Origin of the sequence: Sphingobacterium griseoflavum, from assembly GCF_014653155.1 — a bacterium.
GTDB lineage: Bacteria > Bacteroidota > Bacteroidia > Sphingobacteriales > Sphingobacteriaceae > Sphingobacterium > Sphingobacterium griseoflavum.
The window spans coordinates 96,323-121,177 of record NZ_BNAF01000007.1; the positions used below are offsets into that span (position 1 = coordinate 96,323).

At 46.1% G+C, this 24,855-nt stretch carries 24 protein-coding genes; 12 read left to right on the plus strand and 12 right to left on the minus strand.

Features of this window, described 5'->3' with window-relative positions; all coding sequences use genetic code 11:
- Complete coding sequence (locus IE165_RS10485) at positions 1-1,923, minus strand: polysaccharide biosynthesis protein (protein WP_189626575.1); 1,923 nt, start codon at positions 1,921-1,923, stop codon at positions 1-3.
- A 117-nt stretch (positions 1,924-2,040) separates the two neighbouring features.
- On the opposite strand from IE165_RS10485, the gene IE165_RS10490 reads away from it, so the two are divergent.
- The gene (locus IE165_RS10490; RefSeq protein ID WP_189626576.1) at positions 2,041-3,252 is read left to right on the plus strand and encodes an alanine dehydrogenase; all 1,212 of its coding nucleotides are present in this window, start codon (positions 2,041-2,043) and stop codon (positions 3,250-3,252) included.
- A gap of 4 nt (positions 3,253-3,256) precedes the next feature.
- Positions 3,257-4,099, plus strand: a complete 843-nt coding sequence (locus IE165_RS10495; protein ID WP_189626577.1) for an alpha/beta hydrolase — start codon at positions 3,257-3,259, stop codon at positions 4,097-4,099.
- A 13-nt stretch (positions 4,100-4,112) separates the two neighbouring features.
- On the opposite strand, the gene IE165_RS10500 is transcribed toward IE165_RS10495, so the two are convergent.
- From IE165_RS10500 to porX, 6 genes are all read right to left on the minus strand, one after another.
- The gene (locus IE165_RS10500) at positions 4,113-5,165 is read right to left on the minus strand and encodes an ABC transporter ATP-binding protein (protein WP_189626578.1); all 1,053 of its coding nucleotides are present in this window, start codon (positions 5,163-5,165) and stop codon (positions 4,113-4,115) included.
- Between the two features lie 77 nt (positions 5,166-5,242).
- Positions 5,243-6,034 (minus strand): outer membrane beta-barrel protein, encoded by a 792-nt coding sequence (locus IE165_RS10505; protein ID WP_229826505.1) that lies wholly within the window; start codon positions 6,032-6,034, stop codon positions 5,243-5,245.
- A gap of 4 nt (positions 6,035-6,038) precedes the next feature.
- Positions 6,039-6,797, minus strand: a complete 759-nt coding sequence (locus tag IE165_RS10510; protein WP_189626579.1) for a hypothetical protein — start codon at positions 6,795-6,797, stop codon at positions 6,039-6,041.
- Positions 6,794-7,339, minus strand: coding sequence for an RNA polymerase sigma factor (locus IE165_RS10515; RefSeq protein ID WP_189626580.1), 546 nt, complete (start codon positions 7,337-7,339; stop codon positions 6,794-6,796). The genes IE165_RS10510 and IE165_RS10515 overlap by 4 nt, the downstream gene beginning before the upstream one ends.
- 73 nt (positions 7,340-7,412) lie before the next feature.
- The gene (tsaE, locus tag IE165_RS10520; protein ID WP_189626581.1) at positions 7,413-7,823 is read right to left on the minus strand and encodes a tRNA (adenosine(37)-N6)-threonylcarbamoyltransferase complex ATPase subunit type 1 TsaE; all 411 of its coding nucleotides are present in this window, start codon (positions 7,821-7,823) and stop codon (positions 7,413-7,415) included.
- A gap of 12 nt (positions 7,824-7,835) precedes the next feature.
- Positions 7,836-9,392, minus strand: a complete 1,557-nt coding sequence (porX, locus tag IE165_RS10525) for a T9SS response regulator signal transducer PorX (protein WP_373297920.1) — start codon at positions 9,390-9,392, stop codon at positions 7,836-7,838.
- A gap of 222 nt (positions 9,393-9,614) precedes the next feature.
- Between porX and IE165_RS10530 the strand changes: the two genes are divergently transcribed.
- From IE165_RS10530 to IE165_RS10560, 7 genes are all read left to right on the plus strand, one after another.
- The gene (locus IE165_RS10530; protein ID WP_189626582.1) at positions 9,615-10,859 is read left to right on the plus strand and encodes an HD domain-containing protein; all 1,245 of its coding nucleotides are present in this window, start codon (positions 9,615-9,617) and stop codon (positions 10,857-10,859) included.
- Positions 10,860-10,902: 43 nt separating this feature from the next.
- Positions 10,903-11,946, plus strand: coding sequence for a UDP-3-O-(3-hydroxymyristoyl)glucosamine N-acyltransferase (gene lpxD / locus IE165_RS10535; RefSeq protein WP_189626583.1), 1,044 nt, complete (start codon positions 10,903-10,905; stop codon positions 11,944-11,946).
- Between the two features lie 25 nt (positions 11,947-11,971).
- Positions 11,972-13,369: a bifunctional UDP-3-O-[3-hydroxymyristoyl] N-acetylglucosamine deacetylase/3-hydroxyacyl-ACP dehydratase gene (locus tag IE165_RS10540; protein WP_189626584.1), complete on the plus strand. Its 1,398-nt coding sequence runs from the start codon at positions 11,972-11,974 to the stop codon at positions 13,367-13,369.
- Between the two features lies 1 nt (position 13,370).
- On the plus strand, positions 13,371-14,168 hold the full coding sequence (gene lpxA / locus IE165_RS10545; RefSeq protein ID WP_189626585.1) for an acyl-ACP--UDP-N-acetylglucosamine O-acyltransferase: 798 nt from the start codon (positions 13,371-13,373) through the stop codon (positions 14,166-14,168).
- 11 nt (positions 14,169-14,179) lie between these two features.
- Entirely contained in the window at positions 14,180-14,803 is a 624-nt protein-coding gene (locus tag IE165_RS10550; RefSeq protein ID WP_189626586.1) for an ABC transporter ATP-binding protein, read from the plus strand.
- A gap of 65 nt (positions 14,804-14,868) precedes the next feature.
- The gene (gene efp, locus IE165_RS10555) at positions 14,869-15,429 is read left to right on the plus strand and encodes an elongation factor P (protein ID WP_189626587.1); all 561 of its coding nucleotides are present in this window, start codon (positions 14,869-14,871) and stop codon (positions 15,427-15,429) included.
- Between the two features lie 65 nt (positions 15,430-15,494).
- On the plus strand, positions 15,495-16,082 hold the full coding sequence (locus IE165_RS10560) for a 5-formyltetrahydrofolate cyclo-ligase (protein WP_189626588.1): 588 nt from the start codon (positions 15,495-15,497) through the stop codon (positions 16,080-16,082).
- A 65-nt stretch (positions 16,083-16,147) separates the two neighbouring features.
- Here the strand turns inward: IE165_RS10560 and IE165_RS10565 are convergent, their stop codons facing one another.
- Positions 16,148-17,443, minus strand: a complete 1,296-nt coding sequence (locus IE165_RS10565; RefSeq protein ID WP_189626589.1) for an HAD-IB family phosphatase — start codon at positions 17,441-17,443, stop codon at positions 16,148-16,150.
- 23 nt (positions 17,444-17,466) lie between these two features.
- Complete coding sequence (locus IE165_RS10570) at positions 17,467-18,429, minus strand: NAD-dependent epimerase/dehydratase family protein (protein WP_189626590.1); 963 nt, start codon at positions 18,427-18,429, stop codon at positions 17,467-17,469.
- A gap of 230 nt (positions 18,430-18,659) precedes the next feature.
- On the opposite strand from IE165_RS10570, the gene IE165_RS10575 reads away from it, so the two are divergent.
- Both IE165_RS10575 and IE165_RS10580 read left to right on the plus strand, forming a co-directional pair.
- Positions 18,660-19,847: a formimidoylglutamase gene (locus IE165_RS10575; RefSeq protein WP_189626591.1), complete on the plus strand. Its 1,188-nt coding sequence runs from the start codon at positions 18,660-18,662 to the stop codon at positions 19,845-19,847.
- Between the two features lie 72 nt (positions 19,848-19,919).
- Positions 19,920-21,236: a DNA recombination protein RmuC gene (locus tag IE165_RS10580; protein WP_189626592.1), complete on the plus strand. Its 1,317-nt coding sequence runs from the start codon at positions 19,920-19,922 to the stop codon at positions 21,234-21,236.
- Positions 21,237-21,310: 74 nt separating this feature from the next.
- Here the strand turns inward: IE165_RS10580 and ggt are convergent, their stop codons facing one another.
- Positions 21,311-23,002, minus strand: a complete 1,692-nt coding sequence (ggt, locus tag IE165_RS10585; RefSeq protein WP_189626593.1) for a gamma-glutamyltransferase — start codon at positions 23,000-23,002, stop codon at positions 21,311-21,313.
- A gap of 122 nt (positions 23,003-23,124) precedes the next feature.
- Here ggt and IE165_RS10590 point away from each other — a divergent pair, with 122 nt between their 5' ends.
- Positions 23,125-23,886, plus strand: coding sequence for an endonuclease/exonuclease/phosphatase family protein (locus IE165_RS10590; RefSeq protein ID WP_189626594.1), 762 nt, complete (start codon positions 23,125-23,127; stop codon positions 23,884-23,886).
- A gap of 31 nt (positions 23,887-23,917) precedes the next feature.
- On the opposite strand, the gene IE165_RS10595 is transcribed toward IE165_RS10590, so the two are convergent.
- Together IE165_RS10595 and dtd are read right to left on the minus strand one after the other, a co-directional pair.
- Entirely contained in the window at positions 23,918-24,247 is a 330-nt protein-coding gene (locus IE165_RS10595) for a nucleotide pyrophosphohydrolase (protein WP_189626738.1), read from the minus strand.
- A gap of 17 nt (positions 24,248-24,264) precedes the next feature.
- Complete coding sequence (gene dtd / locus IE165_RS10600) at positions 24,265-24,723, minus strand: D-aminoacyl-tRNA deacylase (RefSeq protein WP_189626595.1); 459 nt, start codon at positions 24,721-24,723, stop codon at positions 24,265-24,267.
- Positions 24,724-24,855 lie beyond the last annotated feature (132 nt).

Here is a 24,855-nt window from a genome sequence, read left to right on the forward strand (position 1 = left end):
TCAATTAGTTGAGCTTGAAACCGCTTTGTCCAGCTGCTCATAAATCGAATTTTGGCTTTTAAACTCGGGAACGATCACTTTCATTTGCTTGACAACTTCCAGGTTATTGTTTGTTTTTGTTTGGTCAAACAAAACTTTCACTTGATCGGCGACAAAATCGAAATTGTTTTCGCGAACCTTGGCGATCATGATTTTTTGGTGGTGCGTTTGCAAGGTGTTCTCTAGGTCGTTCAGGAGCTCTTCGTATAGCTTTTCTCCCGGCCGTAGGCCTGTGAATTTAATATCAATCTCTTTGTAGGGCGTAAATCCGGAGAGCTTGATCATTTTCTCGGCGAGGTCGACAATCTTTACGGATTTTCCCATATCAAAAACAAAAATCTCTCCGCCATTGCCCATACAGCCCGCTTCGATAACCAACTGACAGGCCTCGGGGATCGTCATGAAGTAACGGGTGATATCGGGGTGAGTCACCGTTAATGGCCCCCCTTTTTCTATCTGTTCTTTAAAGCGTGGTATTACAGACCCATTGGAACCCAGTACATTTCCAAATCGGGTTGTGATAAATCTGGTCTGTACACCATTGTTCTGCTGCATGATGCGGTTGTTCAACGACTGAACATACATCTCCGCGATACGTTTGGTTGCACCCATGACGTTCGTCGGGTTGACAGCTTTGTCGGTGGATACGAAAACAAATTTCGAAACATTATACTCCACTGCGAGATTGGACAAGGTGAATGTGCCGAACACGTTGGTGCGCACCCCCTCTATCGGATGGTTTTCCATCATCGGCACATGCTTGTAGGCTGCTGCATGGTATACATATTGCGGTTTGAATGTTTCGAAGAGTATCCGCATCCGCTCTTCATTTTTTACGTCAGCGATAAAAGATTGGTAGGATTGATTCTTGAATCGCTCCTGCAGGTCAAGATGAAGGTTGTGCAGCGGCGATTCCGCCTGATCGCAAAGGATGATTAGCTGTGGGTTGAAAAGTCCTAGTTGTTTGGCAATTTCGCTACCGATAGAGCCCGCAGCACCAGTTACCAAAATTCTTTTGCCCGCGATCTGATCGCGTATATTGTCGTGTGATAGAATAATGGGCGCGCGCTCCAAAAGATCCTCGATCTTGATTTTCTTGATCTGGTTTGGCGACAAGGTGCCGTTGATGATTTCGCTGACAGGCGGTAAGGTTAGCACATTCACGTTATGCTCCAGACAAATGTCTGTCACGGCATCTTTCTTTTCTGGATCTACTCGATGCGAAGCAAAGATCAGCTCGTCTATGCCCAGTTTCTCGATCAAACGCTCCAGATCTTTGGACTTGAAGATCTTCACGCCATCAATATACTTGTCGATTTTACTTTCATTATCGTCAATATAGGCTACGATCACTTTATTTGATTTTAGGTCGTGGTCGAACGTGCGTTTCACCGCAATACCAAGGTCGCCGGCACCATAGACAACCACGTTTTTCTTTTCAGAAGTTTTTGTTTTGTTGTACTGAAATACAATCTTGATCAGCGTACGGTAGGTAGTCAGCCCCGTAAAAGCAAACAGACTATAGATGATGATGATGTTGGTTGGGAGTAGTGATGGGATATGCAATGCAATCAAGGTCAGCTTGATCGCAAATAGGATAATGATGTTGAACAGCAGGGTAGACAGAATACGGATGGAATCAACCGCGCTGGTATAGCGTACAATGCCCGAATAGAGCTTGAATACCAGAAAAGAAAATGATGTAGTGGCGAGGCAGTAGATAATTTCTATTGCGAATTCCGCTCGGGCATAGGCATGCAAATTGAACGAATAGTACAATGCATACGCAAATATAAAAGCAATAGCCGCAATGGATAGGTCGAAAAGAAATATAGTCCACCTTGGGACAATGCCGATTTGGTTGAAAACAGGTAATTTTTGCATTAACACGATATTACACTATGGTAAAAGTATAAAAAAAAACGGATTTAAATATTCTGTGCGCTGAATATCAATAATAATATTTAATTTCACTGGTTACAAAAGGGAAAGATCGATCTTATGAATGATATGTCAAAAATCGCCCATAAAGCCATTTTCCAGACACAGGAAGCGCTGGCACATGTTGGTAGAAATAGAAACGCCTTGAAGATAGGCGTTCCTAAAGAGGTTTCATTCCAAGAAAAGCGAATTCCCTTGACTCCACTTTCCGTGGCGCTCTTGATCGAGTACGGTCATGAGGTGATTATCGAAGCCGGGGCGGGTGATGCTTCAAATTTTTTGGATCAGCATTACGCCGAACAAGGTGCACGGATCAGCCATGACAGGAATGAGGTGTTTCAGAGTGATATCATCATTAAAATTGCTAGTCCGACGTTGGAGGAGGTAGGCCTGATGCGCAACAAGCAGGTACTGATGTCCTCCCATCAGCCTTCCTTAATGGATCTTCAGGTGTTGAAGGCGCTTATCAGAAAGCAGATAACGGCCCTTTCTTACGAGTATCTGAAAGATGAAGGCGGGCACCTGACCGTTGTTCGGGCTATGAGTGAAATTGTTGGAGCGACCTCGGTGCTCATCGCTGCAGAATACCTAAGCAACATCTTCGATGGGAAAGGCCTGATGTTGGGCGGCGTAACAGGTGTTCCGCCCACAGAGATGGTTATTATCGGCGCGGGAACAGTGGGCGAATATGCTGCCCGCACCGCAATCGCCCTCGGCGCGCAGGTGAAGGTATTTGATAGCTCGGTTTACCGGCTGCGGCGCCTGCAGAATAACGTGGGGAGCCGCGTCTTTACTTCGGTGATTCAGCCCATTGTCCTTAACAAGGCAGTGCGGTCTTGCGATGTCGTGATAGGCGCCGTACGGGCAAGCAACGGACGTTCTCCGTGCATCATCGCCGAAGAAACCGTTTCAAAGATGAAACCCAATTCGGTACTGATAGACGTGAGTATCGACCAAGGGGGGTGTTTCGAGACTTCCGAGGTGACCAGCCACGACAAGCCTGTTTTTCGAAAACATGATGTCATCCATTACTGCGTGCCTAATATTGCGTCTCGGGTTGCGCGTACCGCAACTTATGCTTTGACGAATATCTTTACGCCGCTATTGCTGCAGATTGGTGAAAGCGGTGGTATGAACAACATGATCTGGTCCGATAAATGCATCCGAAGCGCTATTTACCTGTACCAAGGCATGCTGACCAACAAGGATATCGGCGATAAGTTCAATTTGACCTCCAAGGATTTGGATCTACTCATTGTGGCTAATCAATAAAACTATGAAATTTATCTATGCTCTTTTAATGGTTGCACTCCTCAATTACTATACGTTGGCGCAAGAGAAAGTCGCACTTTATGATGTGATACCCAACGCAACTGTGCCGAAGGAAGGCTTGAACGACGAAAACATTCCGGTCTTGTACCGCTATGAGGTGGAGGGCTCCAAGCAGGGTATGCTCATTATTCCGGGCGGCGGCTATTCCCACGTTGCCATCAACCACGAGGGGCACGAAGTGGCCAAAGAATTTAACAAGCATGGTATAAGCGCATTTGTGCTTTATTACCGCTTGCCAAAAGATGAAACCATGCCCATACGCAAAATCGGACCGTTGCAAGATGCGCAGCGGGCGATGCAGTACATCCGGGAAACCTATGCTTTTGACCGCGTTGGTGTCATTGGCTTTTCTGCTGGTGGACATCTTGCCGCTACATTGTCCAACCACTTTGAGGACACCAAGATCGAGAATCCGAAACAAACAAATCTACGCCCAGACTTTTCCGTATTGATCTATCCGGTGATATCCATGCGGGATGAAGTTACGCACCAAGGATCGAAAGAACAGCTGATCGGCGTTCAGGCAGAGGAGGCTGATGTACGGTATTATTCACTGGATGAACAGGTGAGCAAAAAGACGCCTCCAACTTTCTTGGTGCATGCGCACGACGACAAGGCAGTGGTATTTGCAAATGCTAGCCGTTACCAAGAGGCACTAAACGAGTTTGGGATTGCCAATGAGTTGTTTGCGTACCAAGTCGGCGGGCATGGGTTCGGATTGTTGAACAAAAGTGATGCGCGTAGGTGGTCAGACAGGATGTTTATTTGGCTAAACGAGTTGGAATAAAGAAGCTAATCCCCTACTTGTTTTCGAAAACGATGTGTCTTTTGATGGTCACATCGACGCGCGTACCGATCGGTATGTCGATGATGGGATGGAGGATGGCATGCAGCTTCAGCGGTCCGCGTCGAACGACCAATTCATTGAAGAATCCACGAAAACGGATGTCTTTCACAACAAACTGACCATCGGGGTGAATGTGGTAGGCAATATCTTCCTGATGAATGCCTACAGAGGTGTGGCATGCGATACCAAGTTCAGCGGCTAAATCTGGAGTTAGAATATTGCTTTTTGCAAGCAGCTGCGCCGTGTAGCTATGGGATGGGTTAAAGTACAGCGCTTCCGGTGATCCCTGTTCGATAATCTTGGCATTTTTCATAACGATGAGCTCATCAGCCATGGCCAATACTTCGGTGGGATCGTGGGACACCAAGAGGATGGTGATCCCCGTTTCGGCCACGATATGGCGGATGTCTTGTTGCAGGGCATCCCGAAATGCGGCATCCACCTGGTTAAAGGGTTCATCCATCAATAAAACCTCGGGCTCATTGATCAAAGCACGGGCGATCGCTACACGTTGCTTTTCGCCACCGCTGAGGTCGGCCACGCGCTGTTGGGCAAGGTGTTCTATTTTCAGACGCGCCAAGGTCTCTTGCGTTTTACGCTCCTTACGTGCCAAATTTGTATTAGGCAATTGTGACGCAATGTTGTCCCAGACTTTGGCATACAGATTAAGATCATCGAAACCTTGAGAAACGAGCCGCATGGCATCGTGCCCCGGGATGAGTTTGTCCTTTCGCGTAGGCACGAGCCAACCTTGGTAGCGCACCTCTCCGGTTGTTGGCTCCAGCAGGCCATAGATCAATTTTAGTAGGGTACTCTTCCCGCTGCCCGATTCGCCGATGATGGCCGTTATCTTCCCTTCGGAAATACCGAAATCCACATGGTCCACCGCAATGACCTCTTCCTTGGAAGCAAAGGTGTGCGATAATTGATCCCCAAAGATGAAGGGGACGTCGGTCCGTTGTGTGTCATTCGGAATATACGAGCAGGAAGCATTTTTTTGTGCCATAAATAAAAGTGCCGAACATTTTTTGTTCGGCACAAAAGTAAGCATTTATATCTTAAGCTGATTGAGGTCTCGTTATGCTAAAACCACAGGCTCAATCCGAACGTAAAATTGTTCAATGATTGTTGGTTAGGGCTATTCTCGAACATGTCGTTTAAATAATATTTGGCGAAAAGCCCCATGGATTTGTAGCCTACACGCGCAAAGGCCCCATATTGAAAACTTGCCAAATTATAATTGTCGCGGAATTTCTGCTTGCCAAACTCTTCACTCTTCAGGCGTTGCGTGCCTTTGAGTAATATGCCGCTCATCGCACCAACCGCGATCTTTGCGCGATCGCCATGCCGATTTTTGCGACTCCTGAACTCAAATGTCAATGGTAGCCGTAAGTAGGTCGACGTAAATACATTTTTCCGGTAGTCTGTTTCTGATTCGGCATACGTTAATGGAACTTCTTTGGTATCTAAAATTATGTCATTCTTTAGGCGAAGGTAATTCCACTCAAAACCAGTAGATACATATATCTTGAATAGGTCGTTGAACCGAAGACCCACTTGGGCCACGTCAAAGCCAAAGTTGGAGGCTTTGCTGTAATCAAGAAATTGGTTATCCGCAGAGAGGCTGAAGCTTCCATTATCGATCAGTCGGGAAAAGCCCCAATCTACACGGGCAAAAGTAGGGCCGCCGAAGAATCTGGGATAGATGATTTTCTTGCCTTGATCATCATAGTCTTTTTTTCCAATCGTGGGGATGTAATCACGGTGTTTATTTTCCGTGCTATCGTTTTTATGATCCTGTGCCGAGACGGACGTTAAGGAAAGCAGGCCTACCATAACGCTGGATAGGATGTAGGTTATACATGTATTTTTCATAGGATTATCTTCTGTTTTTTTTACGGTTTTTTACGAATGATTGTAATATGTCAATTCGAAGGGATCCTTCTTCGTCATTGCTAAAGTGTATGGTTTTGTTTTGGTCAGGGTTCACCATGTCGGAAATTCGATTCAGGATACCCGTAACGAGGCCCTGTTGCGTTTTAGCGTTCCCTTTCGAGCCGCTCGCCAGCATGGATTCCTCTTCGTCAGGACTTTCGACCAATGGCTGGATTGGGTCGATCTCTACGACTTGCGTGTTGACCAACGCTGGCGGAATGGTATCTGCCTGTACAGCTTCTATCTTGGCGATATGTAGATCAGGAATGTATAAATCCAGTTTGGACTTTGCCTCCTTATTCGCCAACCCCGGTACTTTAACGATCGCAGCTTCTCTTTCTTTATGCGGGCTTTTGTTAGCCTTGATGATGCGTGCGTGTTGCGTCAACGTATTTTCTTTCCCTTTTTCCGAAACTTCAACTTGTTGTTCTGTTTTCTCCGTCTGATCGGGTTGTTCACGAACCTTGACCAATTGTTCCCGTGCCGGCGGCGCTTCGATTTGTTGTCGGAAAATCATTGCGGCAAGCCCACCCAACAATAACAATGCGGCTGCATATCGTAATCCGCTTTTCTTCCATATCGAAACAGTTTTCCGCTCCGCCGGCAATTCGGCTTCGATCTTTGCCCACATATCTGCCCCTGGATCGACTTCGAAATCGGTCATTTCCTGTTTGAAGAGCTTGTCGAATTGTTCGTTGTTCATGATGCCTTTCCTTCCATTTTAAGTAGTTTCTCCTGAAGCCATTGCCGGGCTCTGGATAACTGTGATTTTGAATTGCCTTCGCTTATATTCAGCTTTTCAGCTATTTCACGATGGGAATAACCATCGATCACGTACATGTTGAAAACCGTGCGGTAGCCAAGTGGTAGTAGCTGAATCAGTGCTAGCAGGTCTTTGTACTGCACGTTGTCCGTACTTTCCATCGTTCCCGCTAGGCTTTCGTGGCTTTCATCAAAAGATTCCACGCTGCTCATTTGGTTGCGCCGGTGATTTTCAATGGCGGTATGCACCATGATCCGGCGAATCCAGCCTTCCAAAGATCCCTTGTTTTCAAAATGTTTGCCTTTTCGAAACACCTTTATAAAACCAACCTGTAAGATGTCTTTTGCCTGTTGCTCATCCGGAGCATAGCGAAGGCAAACGGCATACATTTTTTTGGAGAACAGCTGATAGAGCGCGAATTGTGCCTTTCGGTCGCCGTTTAGGCACTTATTCCATATGCTTTCTAACTGTTGCTTTTCCAAGGTTGATTAGTCTTTATAGGGAAGACGAGCAAAAAGAGAGGAAGGTTGCATCCGCTTTTAAAAAAATAATAAATTATTTTAGGATAATTTTTCGGCTGCTCGGCGATATGATTTCGATGCTTACCTCTCGGGCATCGTGGGGAATGAGATTGGGGATTTTTTCGGGCCATTCAACGAAACAGTAGGAATCGGAATAGAAGTAATCTTCGTAGCCCAGATCTAGCGCTTCCTCTTCTTTTTTTAGCCGATAAAAATCGAAGTGGAAAATGGGCCCACTGGGCGAGTCGTATTCGTTCACAATAGAAAAGGTGGGACTAGATGTTGCTTCGGTAACCCCTAGTTCAGTGCATAGCGCATGTACGAGGGTTGTTTTGCCCGCTCCCATTTGGCCCTTTAACAGAAATATCCTATCGTTCTGATGGGCAGATAGGATTTTGCGCGCCGCAGCTGGCAATTCTTCAAGATTGTTAACATGGATTTCCATGCTCAAATGTATCTATTTTGGCGTATAAACTGCATACGGGATAATCATTTCTTCCAACGAGATGCCCCCATGCTGAAAAGTTCCATTGTAATAGTTGGAAAAGTGGTTGTAATTATTGGGGTAAACAAAGAAATAATCGTCTTTGGAAAATACAAATGAAGAACTTACATGCAGCTTCGGCAATTGAGCATCGTGGGGATTTTTAATGACAAATACTTCCTTGGCTTGGTAGTTGAGGTTTTTACCCTGTTTGTAGCGCAGGTTGGTATTCGTGTTGCGATCGCCGATAATCTTGCTGGGGCGTTTTACCCGAATGGTACCATGATCGGTCGTGATGATGACCTTGACGTTTCGCTGTGCAAGCCATTTCAACGTATCAAGCAGGGGCGAGTGTTCAAACCAAGACAACGTAATGGATCGATAGGCGCTTTCGTCATTGGCCAGCTCGCGGATCATCGCCATGTCCGTGCGCGCGTGGGAAAGCATATCTACAAAGTTGTAGACCAGTACATTCAGGTCGTTCTGCATCAAATTGTTCAATGACTCCACAATTTCCTTGCCTTGCTCCAATGTCAAGATCTTATGGTAGGTATGTTTGATGTCTCGGCGATACAAGCGGCCGATCTGATCCGCCAAAAATTTGTCCTCATTCAGGTTCTTCCCGCCTTCCTCATCGTCATTCTGCCAAAGATCCGGAAAACGACGCTCCATCTCCAAGGGGGTCAATCCACTAAAAATCGCGTTTCGCGCATATTGTGTTGCGGTGGGCAGAATGCTGTAATACGCATCTTCCTCTTCCAGCCGATAATAATCGGTGATCACCTCATTAAGTATTTTCCATTGGTCGTAGCGAAGATTATCGATCAGAAAGAAAAACGTAGGGCGTTCGGCCTCTAGCGCTGGGAATACTTTTTTCTTGAACAGCTGGTGCGACTGGATCGGACCTTCTTCCTTGTTTTGTATCCAATTGAGATATTTTTTTTCTATAAATTTGGAGAAAATAGCATTAGCGTCTGCTTTTTGCATGGTGAGGATTTCGTGCATGCCCGCATCTTCCAACTTTTGCAAGGAGAGCTCCCAATAGATCAGTTTTTTATACGCATCAATCCATTGCCGGAAGTCCAAATCATCATTGATGGTCATGCCCAAGTTCCTAAATTCCTGCTGATAGGCCATAGAGGTTTTTTCGCTAACCAAGCGTTTGTTTTCGGTAAACTTTTTGATGGTTAGCAGGATCTGCTTTGGATTGACGGGTTTAATGAGGTAGTCGTCGATTTTGGAACCGATTGCGTCCTCCATGAGATGTTCTTCCTCATTTTTAGTAACCAAAACCGTCGGTATGGTTGGATTGATGGTTTTCAAGATCGCTAACGTTTCCAAACCTGTCTTTCCGGGCATATTTTCATCTAGAAAGACCAAGTCAAAAGGCTCGTTCTGGAAAGCGTCCACGGCATCGTTGCCGTTGTTGACCGTCTTGACGCGATAGCCTTTCTCTTCCAGCAGCATAACATGCGGTCTAAGAAAATCTATCTCATCATCGGCCCAAAGTATATGTATCTTATTGATCATTTGTGTGCTTTTTATTGACCTTTGGAGAATCCCGAGGCTGTAGGCAGGTTTGGGGAAATTGTCCTTCACAAACCTTTCACAAAATAGCCAAATAGGGCGCTAATACTTTTATTTTTAACATTAATTAACTTCATTCTCCTTATCTTTGCGCTAATTTAGACGAATAATAAACGGGGAACAGCGTGATATCAAAAATAATAATAAATAAAAGGTTGCCGAAAATTGAATAAGAAAAAGATAATCAACGACCCCGTGTACGGATTTGTTTCAATTCCGTCGGCTTTTATTTTTGATCTTATCCAACATCCTTTCATTCAGCGGTTGCGTTATATCAAGCAGGTGAGCATGACGCACTTGGTTTATCCGGGTGCTTTACATACCAGGTTTCAGCATGTGATCGGCGCCATGCATCTCACTAGCTTGGCGCTTGATACGTTGCGCAGCAAAGAGGTGGAGATCAGCGCCGATGAAGAGGAGGCCACGTTGGCGGCAATCCTGCTGCACGATGTAGGACACGGTCCTTTTTCGCATTCTTTGGAACATACGCTTGTTGAGGGGGTGTCCCACGAGATGATTTCCGCATGGCTTATGGATAAAATAAACGACGAGTTCCACGGTCGTTTACGGCTGGCGATTACTATTTTTAACAACAAATACCATCGGCCATTCTTCCATCAGCTGATATCTGGCCAGCTGGATACCGACCGTATGGACTACCTCAACAGAGATAGCTTTTTTACAGGGGTCTCAGAAGGTGTGATTTCTTTTGACCGGATCATCAAAATGCTGAACGTCAAAGACGATAATCTCGTGGTGGAAGTAAAGGGCATATATTCGGTAGAGAAATTTTTGATTGCGCGGCGGCTGATGTATTGGCAGGTCTACTTGCATAAAACTGTTATTGGTGCCGAACAGATGCTGATTAAAATTTTGTACAGGGCCAAAGAATTAAGCATGCAGGGGCAGGAGATGTTTGCTACCCAGGCGCTCCGTCATTTTTTAAAAAACAAGATCGATAGCCACAATTTTCTAGACAATCCGGATCATCTACTTTGGTTTACTCGTTTGGACGATACAGATATTATGTCGGCAGTGAAGGATTGGGTGTATGCGGATGATCGGATCTTGCGCATGCTTTGCAAGCGGCTGATGAATAGAGATCTATTGCGTACGGAGCTTCGCAATGTGCCTTATTCAGACGCGGAGGTCTCCCGGGTAAAGGAAATGGTCAGGCATTATTTTGAGTTGGACGATAGGGAAGTGGATTATTTTGTCTTCGTGCAAACCATCCAAAACAGTGCGTATGACATTCGCTACAACAATATCAAGATTTTGAACAAAATGGGTAGCGTTCAAGATATTACTGAGGCATCTGATTTGTCAAATCTGGAAGCTTTGGCAAGAAGGGTAGAGAAATTTGCTATTTCTTACCCCAAGGAGATTGGTTTTCCATTATACGAAGGTTAACAAAAGGATAAGAAATAATTAAGAAAAAGTATACATTTGTAAGATGCAATTTACTGCAAATCAAATAGCAACATTATTGGGCGGATACGTTGAGGGGAATCCCGATGTTCTTGTAAATCAGTTGGCTAAGATCGAAGAAGGGACGAGTGGCTCGTTAGCGTTTCTTTCCAATCCAAAATACGAACATTTTTTGTACCAGACCAATGCCTCAGCTGTTATCGTAAACGAAGACTTGCAACTCCAAAAGGATGTTGATGCGACATTGATCCGTGTCAAAGATGCCTATTTGGCTTTTTCCGAATTGCTGAAAATCTACCATAAGTTGCGCAATGAGCGCGATGGCATTGAGGTGCCCTCCTTTATGCATGAATCGGCCACTGTAGGCTCCAACTTTTATTTAGGGGCCTTCTCTTACATAGGTCGCGACGTAAAGATTGGCAACAATGTAAAAGTCCATCCGCAGGTATATATCGGTGATGGCGTCGTTATAGGTGATAATTCCATTATCTTTCCCGGTGTCAAGGTGTACTACGATTGCCGCATTGGCGAAAACGTGGTGTTGCACAGTGGCGTGGTCGTCGGGAGTGATGGGTTTGGCTTTGCGCCGCAGCCGGACGGTACCTACAGCAAGGTGCCGCAGATTGGCAATGTCGTGATTGAGGACGATGTGGAGATCGGCTCGAATACAGTCATTGACCGCGCGACATTGGGCTCAACGGTCATTGCGAAGGGGGTCAAGCTGGATAATTTGATTCAGGTAGCACATAATGTGGAGATAGGGGCCAATACGGTCGTCGCTGCACAGACCGGTATTTCGGGTAGCACAAAGGTTGGAGAGCAGGTGATTTTGGGAGGACAGGTTGGTGTCGTAGGCCACATACAGATTGCGGCCGGTTCACAAGTACAGGCGCAGTCGGGTATCAATCGATCCATCGAGCAGGAAAACAAAAAGTGGGGAGGATCGCCGGCCATGCCTTATAGCAGCAACCTCCGTTCACAAGTATTGTATGGTAAATTGCCGGCGCTGGAAACGCGGCTGGCCGCGTTGGAAGCGAGATTGAAAAAATTGGACGACGAAACGCGATAATTTGGCTAAATAGTATATGTTAGATATGAATGTGAAACAAAGGACGATCTCGTCCGAAATAGCGATATCGGGAATAGGTTTGCACACAGGAAAAATTGTGAACATGACCATCAAGCCCGCTCCAGAGTTTCATTGGTATAAATTTAAGCGGGTAGATTTGGCCGGTGCGCCTGTGGTTGCTGTTGATGCAGATAACGTATCGGATACCTCCCGCGGCACGACCATTTCCCAAAATGGGGCCTCTGTCAGTACGATTGAGCATCTTATGGCTGCATTTGTTGGGTTGCAAATTGATAATATCCTCATTGAGATCGATGGGCCGGAAGTGCCCATTTTGGATGGAAGCTCGAAGATTTATGTAGAGAAACTGTTGGAAATCGGATTTGTAGACCAAGAGGCCGATCGCGATTATTATGAAATCAAAGATAATATCGCTTATGTAGAGAAAGATCGTAAGGTGGAAATCATCGCGATGCCGCTGGATGGTTATCGATTGACCTGTATGATCGATTTCAATTCGCCCGTGCTTGGAAGCCAACATGCGGCAATCAGCAATATATCGGAGTTTAAAAATGAAATATCCTCTTCCCGCACGTTTTGTTTCCTACATGAGCTCGAAAGTTTGTTGAACCACGACTTGATCAAAGGCGGGGATCTGTCAAATGCTATTGTCATCGTGGATAAGGAGGTAAGTAAGGAAGAGTTGGATAAACTTTCAGGCCTATTTAATAAGACCGTGGAAGTAGCGCATGAGGGAATCCTCAACAATATACAGCTACGCTATCAAAACGAACCTGCTCGCCACAAATTGTTGGATATGATCGGCGATTTGGCATTGGTGGGTAGACCATTGAAGGGACACATCATGGCCGCTCGTCCTGGCCATGCGGCAAATGCTGCTTTTGCGAAGAAGATAAAGGCCCAAATAAAACGAGACAAAAACCGTAAAAACATGAAGGTTTATGATCCCAATATGACGCCGGTGTACGATACCGTCCAGATTATGAATATCTTGCCGCACCGACAACCATTTTTGATGATCGATAAGATCCTGGAGCTTTCGGAAACCCACGTGGTGGGACTAAAGAACGTGACGATGAACGAAGATCTTTTCATGGGCCATTTTCCGGGAGCGCCGGTGTTTCCGGGGGTTTTGCAAATCGAGGCCATGGCGCAAACCGGCGGCGTTTTGGTGTTGAATACGGTGCCTGATCCAGAAAATTGGCTGACACTGTTCCTAAAAATAGAAAATGCCCGTTTTAAGAACCAGGTAACCCCAGGAGATACCATTATTTTCAACTGTGAGTTGCTGGAGCCTATCCGCCGCGGTATAGCTCGCATGAAAGCTGTGGGTATGGTGGGCGACAGGGTAGTAAGCGAGGCCGAATTAATGGCCCAAATTGTAAAAGTAAAAGGTAATTAACATGATACAACCTTTATCATACATCCACCCCGAGGCGAAGATCGCCCAAAATGTGGTGGTCGAGCCGTTTACGACAATCTATAAGGATGTCGAGATCGGCGAAGGAACTTGGATCGGATCCAACGTAACGATCATGAATGGTGCTCGAATAGGCAAAAACTGCCGTATTTTCCCAGGAGCGGTAATCTCCGGCGAGCCCCAGGATTTGAAGTTCGAAGGCGAAGTCACCACGGTAGAAATTGGCGACAACACAACGATTCGAGAATGTGTCACCATCAATCGAGGCACCAAAGATCGCTATAAAACAGTGATCGGAAAGAATTGCCTGATTCAGGCCTATAGCCATATCGCGCACGATTGTTTTGTCGGTGACAACTGTATTTTCTCCAATTCCAGTACCTTGGCCGGACATATCACCATCGGAGATTATGTGGTATTGGCGGGCATGGTCGCTGTTCACCAATTTTGTCAAATAGGCTCCCATGCTTTTGTGACAGGCGGTACTTTGGTACGTAAGGATGTTCCACCGTTTATCAAGGCTGCCCGCGAACCAATTTCGTATGCTGGGATAAACTCGGTAGGATTGAGGCGCCGCGGCTTTACGGCAGAGCAGATCACCGAAATACAGGATATTTATCGGGTACTTTTCGTACAGAACAGGAACTTAAGCAAAGCATTGGATTTGATTGAAGCGGAGTTTGCACCAACCGAGCTACGGGACGAGATTCTTTCTTTCGTACGTAATTCCAACCGCGGTGTGATCAAAGGCTTCAACCAAGGTCGTATTTCCTCACTTTAACGTAGCGTTTATTGAGTATAACTTTACAAGATTTAGGCAGACGGTATAATAGAGAATGGATCTTTCGCCATGTCGATTATACCTTTTCAACAGGTAAGAAATATGCGATACTGGGACCCAACGGTTCTGGAAAATCTACCTTTTTAAAGGTTGTTGCTGGGAGTTTATCGCCCAGCGAAGGACAGGTGCTGTACAGAGCATCCGAAAGCATACACGTCGCTGTAGAAGATGTTTTTAGCGATGTTTCTATAGCTGCCCCGTATCTCGAATTGATCGAGGAGTTTACCCTTCGGGAGATGATTGCCTTTCATTTCAAGTTTAAGCCCTTTCTTGCCGGTTATGATACCAATCGCATCATTCAGCTATTGAAGTTGGACCATGCAGTGGATAAAGAGATTCGGTTCTTTTCTTCAGGAATGAAGCAACGCGTGAAGCTTGCCCTGGCATGCTGTTCTGATACGAAGCTGCTACTCTTGGATGAGCCGACCAGTAATTTAGATGTTGCCGGAGAACAGTGGTATTTGGATCTTGTGGCAGAAACCAGCCACAACCATCGCATTGTTCTCGTCGGTTCAAATCAAGAGCGGGAATATGTATTTTGTGAAGAGTCTCTGAATATGCTCACGTATAAATGATGATAGCGGTTTTTTTAAACCCTTATATTTTGTAGTTTTGTATCGCTAAATTCAAAAAGATTGTTATGTCAAAAGCATCTGAAGTAAAATCAGGAAATATACTTCGTTTTAACGGAGAGTTGGTTGCTGTGGAGGAATTTATTCACCGTACCCCGGGAAACCTGCGTGCATTTTATCAGGCACGTATGCGGAACATCCGTAGCGGAAAATTGGTAGAATACCGTTTTAGAACGGATGAGGACGTTGAAATTGCGCGCGTAGAGACTAACGACTACCAGTATCTATATGATGACGGTGAGTTTTTTGTCGTCATGGACAACAACAGCTATGAACAGTTTAATATTCCAAAAATTTTGTTCGGCAATACGGCACGTTTCTTAAAAGAAGGGATGAATGTCATTATTGCGTTTGAAAGCGAGGAACCCATTATGGCGCAGGCTCCAGCTACCGTAGAATTGGAGATAACCTATACGGAGCCTGCCGTGAAAGGCGATACTTCGACCAATGCGTTGAAGAGTGCGACCGTAGAAACAGGCGTGGAGATCCGCGTACCATTGTTTATTAATCAGGGGGATAAAGTGAAAGTGGATACACGCAGTGGTGATTATATCGAGCGTGTGAAGTAAATATTCAGGTTTAGGTTGATTGTACGGTCTTGTTTGCTTTCGGGCGCGGGGCCGTTTTTTTTAATATGGATAAGGGGAAACTTCGGGATGTATATAAAAAGCGTCGACAGGCACTTAGCGTCGACGAGTTGAGTGCGGGGAACGCGGCGCTGATAGCGCGCCTGCAGGATCTACGCTGGCCTTCAGAAGGTTATGTCCATGTGTTTCTTCCAATCTTGAGGCACAAAGAACCCGATGTTTGGCCGTTTATCCATTTTTTTAAACGGCGCTATCCAAGTAGTCATGTCGTTGTTAGCCGAACAAACCTAGTAGATTGCTCCATGGAACATGTGGTCCTGCACAACGACTTGGTATTGCGGGAGAATGCTTGGGGCATAGTGGAGCCCCTAGCGGGCGAGCGCGTTAGCGAAACTGCGCTGGACGTAGTGATCATCCCGCTTTTGATTGCCGATAGTAAAGGGAATCGCGTGGGGTATGGGAAGGGCTTTTATGATCGCTTTTTGGCAGCGTGCCGTCCAGATTGCGTGAAAATTGGCCTCTCGTATTTTGATCCTATTGAACAGATAGCAGATGTGCAACCCTTCGATGTTCCGCTAGACATGTTGATTACACCAAAAGCGACCTACAGCTTCTCTTTAACAGTCGCTATGTAGCGCAATGGAAATCCGCTAAACTTGTAGATAATCCCGGAAGAGACCAGCCCTTCCGGGATTATTTTTTATTTGTATAAAATTCTAAACTTAATTGTATTATCAATCTGTTTGAGCTGCTTCAATAGATTTTTGTCGTATGCAGCGTGTATGTCGGTAACGGCATATCCGATGTCTCCCTTGGTCATCAGAAACTGGGATATGATGTTGATTTGGTTTTCAGCATAGACGTTGTTTATCTGCGCCATTATACCTGGCACATTTTGGTGGATGTGCAGTAACCGATGTGCTTGGCTTAAACGTGGTAGAATGAGATTTGGAAAGTTTCGGCTCATCGCTGTGTCACCGTTGTTGATAAAGTCAGCCATTCGACGGGGGATGAATTCTGCATTGCGCTTTTTGATCTTCTTGTCGTCAAATACGACAATCCCCTTTTCGGTACAAAGTAAGCGGCTTAAATGCCCTTTACTGTCACCGAGGTATCCGATCGTTTTCAGTTTGTCGGCACGGGCGAGCTGTTCATCATCGATGCGGATGTTATTGGCCAACAGCAGCATCCCCACATCCTTCGTGTACTTCTCTTCGAACGTATCTTTCGTGCGTACGGAAAATCCGTCTCGTTTTAAAATATGTACGGCTATTTCGGGTACATCACCAATAATCAGGCATAAAATCCTATTTTTAGGGTAAGAAATGGCGCGTGGGAGGTCGTTTACGTAAAGAAATTCATCAAAGCTCGGCGTAATGTGGTCTGCTTTTTCCGTCACACTCTGACGGGAAATGTTTTCAGTAAAAGCGAAGAATTTTTCGATGAGCCCAGACTCTTTAAGCTGAAAATCGGAATAGCCATCACCAATGCCAAAGATGCGGCCGTCAATTTGCAACGCTTTCAATAATTTTACTTTGCCTCCTTCATCCGAAAGTGGATTATTTTCATCGTAACCCACGATGTTTCCTTCCTTATCAAATTTAAAGGTATTGGCGTAGATATTTTCTTTCTTGATGTGGTAGGGCGTAACGACAGGCGTGATAAATTCTTTAAAGCCACCTGATACGATCCATGCGGTGTCCTCGTTTTTCCGGAAGAATTCTTTGTTTCGACCGAAGGAACGCGAAACTTTCTTTTTTAGTTGCGATACTAGCTTATCCAAGTGCGACCTGTTTGCATTGAGCAGCTGTACACGTCCGGCCAGACTTTCTCGGAAGGAGATCTTCCCTTCCATGGCAAGGTTGGTATAATCTTCGATCTGCTGATAGATCTGCTCGCGATCCGGATGGTTTTCCAATGATATGCGCGCTAGTTCATCCAGCGCTTCCACTTGTGTAAAGGTACTGTCGAAATCAATGATATAATAATTTTTCACAGTATTTGATTTATGGTTAAGGTTTAAAATAGTCGACTAGTTTCTTCCAACGTGCGATCGACGGGTTTGAAAAGATATCCTGTCGCGTCGACAATCTTTTTATTGGAATAGGCCAGTTTGGACGCCGCTGCTAGAGCCGCCTCCCGCGTCAGGGAGGGACGCTCCCGCTTGATCAGCGATACCAGCTTCGCCGCGCGCCAAGCAATGCCCAACATAAAAGGCTTGGCTTCAATGGTCGGAGATGGCTTGCCCAAAAGCTTCGAAATGCGATCCAAGAGTTCCTTGTTGCTCATGTTTTCGCTGTTTAGGATATAGCGTTCGCCAGATATCTCCGGTTTGTTCATGAGCATAACCATGAGCTGCGCAACATCTTCCACATCCACAATGCCGACAGTTCCCGGTGGATATATCTGGAGACCTTTTTGAACCATGTTAAATATTACGCCCGAACCTTTGCTGCCAGATCCTACACCCATAATAACCGAAGGGTTGACGATCACGGCATCCAGCCCCTCCATGATGGCTCGCCACACTTCCATTTCGCTTTCGTATTTTGAAACGGCATATTTCGAGTTGTCAGCTCCGTCATCCCATTTACTGTCTTCGGTGATAAGCTCACCGTTTTTGCTGACGCCAAGCGACGCGATCGAGCTGACATGCACGAGGCGTGCCGCATGCTCCAAGCAAAGGTTGACCATATGTTTGGTGCCCTCAATATTGACGTGTAACATGGCTGCGTGGTCCGCTGGCTGATAGGAAATTTTGGCTGCGCAGTGATAAACCTGGGTAACGTCAGTAAAAATTGCGGATAAAGCAAAGTAATCGGTGATGTCTGCATCGACCCATTGCACGAGCGATGACGAAACTAAAGCGTCCGGAATAACAGCATGTTCGCGTTTAATGGCTCGGACAGCAGTACCCTGGTCAACTAATATCTTGATCAAGGTTGATCCCAAAAAACCTGTTCCACCTGTTACGAGTACCACGAGCTAACTTATCGTTGAAATTTGTTCCTTCCAAAGATAGATTATTGTGGATTGGTATCCAAATCGTTTCGTGGAATAGTCGCGGTTGAAGGGGAATGGCTAGGCTTGCTGGATAGATATCAACAGTTTGTGGATTGTTTTTGCTTCCAAAAGAGGTATTTTAAGTGCATATTTGTGAAATACATAGTGTATTGTTTTCGTTTTTTAGTACTATTTATACCCACGATACAATGTCTTTAGCTGATTTTTTTGCACCCATATCTCGTACGGAATTTTGCGCTGCATCCGACTTTTACAACTCACAATTCGGGAAAGTAATTGAAGCCTATGAACGGACGTTTCCCGATTTGGAAACGGTGGGCACTAAGCCCCATTTGGCCTTGATTGGTGTGGAGGAGGAACGTGGTGCTGTGGGAAATAGCGGTACTAAAAAGTCTCCTAATGCCGTCCGTAAGTATTTTTACAACTTGTATCAAGGGGATTATGCTGTACGTATTGCCGATTTGGGAAATATTCAAGCAGGAGCAACGATTAGGGATACCTATGTAGCGCTAAAAACCGTTGTCGAGGAACTCATCAAGCTCGATATTATTCCCATTATCATCGGCGGCGGACAAGATCTTACTTACGCGCAATATACAGCGTATGAGGCATTGGAACAGCGGGTAGAGGTTGCCATTGTGGATGCTAAGTTCGATCTGGATCAAGATCACGCCGAAAACACAGCATTGGATGCACACACCTACCTCAACCATATTATTCTCCATCAGCCCGATTATCTTTTTAATTTAAGCAATTTGGCTTATCAAACTTACCTCGTCAGCAAGGAATCCATTAACATGTATGATAAGCTTTTCTTCAATACCATGCGGATTGGTATGATGACGGGCCGATTGGATCAGGCAGAACCATTGATTCGAGCAGCAGATATGCTCAGTTTCGATATTGGCGCTATCCGAGCATCGGAGGCGCCGGGCAATGCAAATGCTACTCCGAATGGCCTATTCGGCGATGAAGCTTGTCAACTTGCACGATACGCAGGGATGTCTGATAAATGTTCCTCGGTAGGATTCTACGAGTATAACCCGACTTTTGATCCCATGGGACACACGGCCAGTCTTGTGGCTCAAATGGTCTGGTGTTTTGTGGATGGGTTCTACAATCGAAAAAATGACGCACCATTAATACCAAAGTCGGCCTATATTGTTTACAGAACGAGCTTGGAAAATGATGATTATGAGCTGGTTTTTGTAAAGAGCAAGAAATCGGACCGCTGGTGGATGCAAGTGCCTTATTTCGGGTCTAAATCGATCAACGAGCGTTATTATTGGGTTCCTTGTCGCTATGAAGACTATCAGCAGGCGGTAGATGGTGACATGCCTGATCTGTGGTGGAAAACACATCAAAAGTTGCAATAACCTTTTCTATATCTAAGGAGGGGCATCAGCAACAAGTTGGTTGTTTTTGCGCCTGCTTTATCTTTATTATCCATGGAAATAATCGTAGTCGTAGTTATTGGCATTTTAGTACTCTTCCTACTGGTATTAGTGCGCTCAAATGCGCGAAAAGTTGATAAAACGGAGTTCAGTAAGCTTATCGATGAGCGTCATGTGGTGCAGATGGAACTGGCGAGAGCGTTGGAACGTGAGCGGTTGTTGTTAGAAACAAAGGGCTTGCAGGATGCGGCACTGGAGCGAGAGCGGAATGAGCGTGCAGCCGTCGAACGCACCCTAGAAGCAACGAATGCATTTTTGCAGGCGCAGCAAGAAAAGTTTCATGCACAGCAAGAGGAGATTTTGCGCCTGCGCGAGCAATTTAACCTACAGTTCCAACATATGGCAAACACCATTTTGGAAGAGAAAACACAAAAATTCACCGCACTGAATCAGCAGCAATTGGATCTTATACTAACACCCTTGAAGGAAAAAATAAAGACATTCGAGGAGAAGGTCGAACGCACTTACCACCAAGAGGCTGCCGAGCGGAATGTACTGAAAGGGGTTGTCGAGCAGCTGATGCAGCAGAGTGTGCTCATTAAAAATGAGGCGAATAATTTGACCAACGCCCTGAAGGGCGATGCGAAGAAGCAGGGCAACTGGGGCGAAATTATATTGGAGCGTGTCTTGGAACGTTCGGGATTGATTAAAGACCAGGAATACATGCTGCAGTCTATTTTTCGGGAGGAAGAGGTAAGAAAGATTCCGGATGCGATCATTTTATTGCCCGAGGATAAACATTTGGTTGTTGATTCCAAAGTTTCCTTGGTGGCCTATGAGCGTTGGGTAAACGCGGAGGGGGAACTCGACCAAGCCACCTTCTTGAAACAGCACGTCCAATCTATCGAAAACCACGTACGTGATTTATCTGCGAAGAATTACCAAGACTTATATGGTATCCATTCGCCGGATTTCGTGCTGCTATTCATGCCTATAGAATCGGCATTGAGTGTTGCGGTGCGGGAAAAGCCAGATCTTTTTTCTGATGCTTGGGATAGACGGGTCGTTATTGTGAGCCCCTCCACATTGCTGGCGACTTTGCGGACCATAGCCAGTATCTGGGTGCAGGAAAGGCAGAATAGAAACGTATTGGAAATAGCGAAAGAAGCTGGCGCGCTATACGACAAGTTTGTCGGTTTTCTGAACGATATGCAGCAAGTGGAAAGCCATATACAACGAGCTGCAGAAAAGCATCAGGATGCCATGAAGAAACTCTCCACAGGTGCAGGAAACGTGGTTCGGAAAATCGAACATTTGAAAGCGTTGGGCGCAAAAGCGAACAAACAGATTGACAATCGGTTTTTGGACTAGTGCCGCGTCGTGACGCGCAGGCGTTTTTGCGTAGTCGCCCGCTTGATTAACCGCTGATTCGATGTCTACCCATGTCAATATCCAGCGGCAAAATCATCGCCCCGCGGATCAGCTCCCGCCTGTAATTTTCCATTCGGTAAAACAATGATGTTCTCCATTCGTCCTATGCTGCCCCTTTTGTGGAACGGATAGCCATCTTTTTCTAGCTTTTTGCGAATACCAGCCCGGATGGCACCTTCCTCGACATCGATACGATCGGGTTTCCATTGGTGATGGAAGCGCGGTGACGTCACCGATGCTTGGGCATCCATGCCAAACTCTACAACATTCAGGATTCCTTGAAACACCGATGTGATAATGGTTGAGCCACCCGGCGTGCCAATTACCATCCTAAGTTGTCCATTCTCTTCAACTATTGTGGGGGACATGGCACTCAGCATACGCTTTCCGGGCTCTACGGCGTTGGCTTTCCCGCCAAGCAACCCATACAAATTGGGCGTTCCTGGCTTTACCGAAAAATCGTCCATCTCATTGTTCAGCAAAAAACCAGCTCCATCTACCCATACACCAGCACCGTAGGAACCATTTAATGTGGTTGTCAGAGAGACCGCATTGCCATCTGTGTCGACAATGGAGAAGTGCGTGGTTTCTTCGGATTCATATCCCGGAAATGTGTTCGCTTTTACTTGATCGCTCGGTGTCGCTTTCTGTAGGTTTACCTTGCGCATGCGCGCTTGGTTCAGCGCCTTATCCGTCAGAAAGGCGACCGGTACATCATGAAAATCGGGATCCCCGAGATGTGTCGCCCGGTCGGCATATACGCGCCTTTCCGCCTCTACCATGACACGGACGGTGCTGTCCGACTGGAATCCCCATTGCTTTAACGGGTAAGGTTCCACAGACTGCAGCAGCGCGAGCAGTGCTATCCCGCCACTGGAGGGAGGGGGCATGGAAATGATTTGGTATTGTTTGTAGGATCCGACGATAGGTTTCCGCCAGATGGCTCGGTAGTTGGCAAGATCTGCCTCCGAAATAATGCCATTCCCACGTTTCATCTCTGCAACAATTAGCGCGGCCGTTTCACCCGTGTAAAAACCTGCACTTCCTTGGCTTGCAATACGTTTTAGCGTGCTGGCGAGCTGTGCTTGAACGAAGACATCATCTTTTTTCCAAGGTTTATCCCGAATAATGGCCGCTCCACCGGCATTCAGGGCCCTAAAATGGGACTGCATATGGTTAAATTCTTCGGCCTGCTTAGCGGTGAGAGAAAAGCCTTTTTCAGCTAAAGCTATTGCCGGTGCCAACAGTGCGGACCAGGGTAGGGTACCATATTTTTTGTGCGCTTCCTCCATGCCGGCTACCGTTCCCGGAACGCCTGCCGCTAATTGTCCGTCGAGGCTCAGCTGCGTGATGGGCTCGCCTAAACTGTCCAAGTACATGTCGCGATGTGCGTTGGCCGGTGCTTTTTCACGAAAGTCCAAGGAATTGACCTCGCCGGATCGGCTGCGGTACACCATAAACCCGCCACCGCCAATGTTTCCCGCATTGGGGTACACTACCGCTAAAGCAAACTGAACGGCTATTGCCGCGTCTACCGCGTTGCCACCATCCCGAAGTATAGCGACCCCCACTTCGGATGCCAACGGATGGGCCGTAACGACGGCTACATGCGAAAATTCTTTGCTATGTTGCGCGTGCTGTTCGTTTTGTCGCACTTGACAGCCGCCCAATAAAAACAGGACAAAAAATAAAACGGAAGATTTCATGGGTTAAATATAGTTGAAAATAAGGTTTTGTTCCTAATTTTTATAGCTTGCTATCGTCGATTTTGACTCGAAGTTCTTTAACTTTAAGCCAATTAACAAACGGAAACATAACCAACTTGATCATGATGAGAAAAAGCTTGTTGACTTTTGCATTGCTATGTTGTTTCGCCGCTGTTTTTGGGCAGCGGGTTCGCGTCGTGTCTTATAATATCCACCATGGAAACCCACCGGCGCAGGCGGGTAAGATTGACCTAGAGGCGATAGCAAAGGTGATCATCGATTCGAAAGCCGATTTGGTAGGTCTGCAGGAGGTCGATGTGCGGATCCCGCGGTCAGGTGGTATCGATCAGGCACATCAACTGGCGCAGCTCACGGGTATGTATTACTTCTTTTCCAAAGGGATTGATTACGACGGCGGCGAATACGGTACGCTCATCCTCTCTCGGTATCCGATTGTTGGTAATCGTCGCTATGAACTCCCCATGCCGGAAAGCAGCGAGGGACGTTCACTGGCTATTGTCGATGTGGCGTTGCCCCATGGCAGGACAATCTCTTTCGCAAATACCCATTTAGATTTGAACGAAACAAATAAGGTAGCGCAAGCGGGGTACATCAATGAGCTTGGTGATTGGTATGATCGTCCGCTTATCTTGGTCGGGGACATGAACGCTAAGCCGCAGAGTAAAGCAATTCAATTATTGGATACCTGTTTCGCAAGGAACGTGGAGCTCAATGGACCAACATACCCCAATCAAGCCCCCGATTCGGAAATTGATTATATCATGGTCGGGAAGCACAGCAATGTGGTGTGGAGGACGTACAAAACCTTGTCAAGCGATGCTTCTGACCATTTTCCCCTTTTTGCGGAAATCGAGTTCAAGTGACGCCACGTGGGTGGAAAGGACGGCATAGCGATCAGCTTTTCAGCTTGTCGTTGTTTAGGTGCCTTTCTGCATCACGGATCGATTTCTTTTCGAGGTTTTTCGCTAGCGCTTCGGTCAAGTCAATGCCGGTTTGATTGGCCAAACACATCAAAACAAAGAGCACGTCTGCCATTTCATCGGCTAGATCAACCTGTTCATCTGATTTTTTAAACGACTGTTCGCCATATTTGCGGGCCATGATACGGGCTACTTCACCCACTTCTTCCATCAAGATGGCGGTATTGGTTAGTTCATTGAAATATCGAACACCCGTGGTGCTGATCCATTTGTCGATCAGGGCCTGTGCTTCCTTTATCGTCATATCCATCTGTTGATTTGTTAAAAATTATCCTTATCCTTGGTGTTCATGATGATGGTAACCGGGCCATCGTTGCACAGGTCGATCTGCATATCCGCGCCGAACATCCCCATCTGTACCTTTTTTTGCAATAAGGTGCTGAGCATGGTGCCCATCTGCAAATAGAAGGGTTCTGCTGTCGCAGGTTTTGCAGCCTGTATAAAGGAAGGCCTATTCCCTTTTTTGGTATGCGCAAATAAAGTGAACTGCGAAATCAGCAATATATTGCCATCGACATCCCGAATTGATTTGTTCATCAGCCCATGCTCATCGGAAAAAATGCGGAGATTGGCCAACTTCTGTGCGAGCCATTCCATCTCTTGTTGGCTGTCGTTTTCTTCTACGCCCAAAAGAACCAATAATCCCTTTTCAATTGCTCCTGTGCATTTTCCCTCGACGGTGCAGCTCGCTTTTGTTACACGTTGTATGACTGCTCTCATGGTTTGCAAAGTAAAAAAGTATTCACATAAAAAGCGAAAAATTAAAGATTAAAAAAGCGATCAGGTAACATGGCTGAAGTATGCTGAAGGGCTCCAAACCGAGTTAAATGCATTTCATTTGCTTTCTCCTGT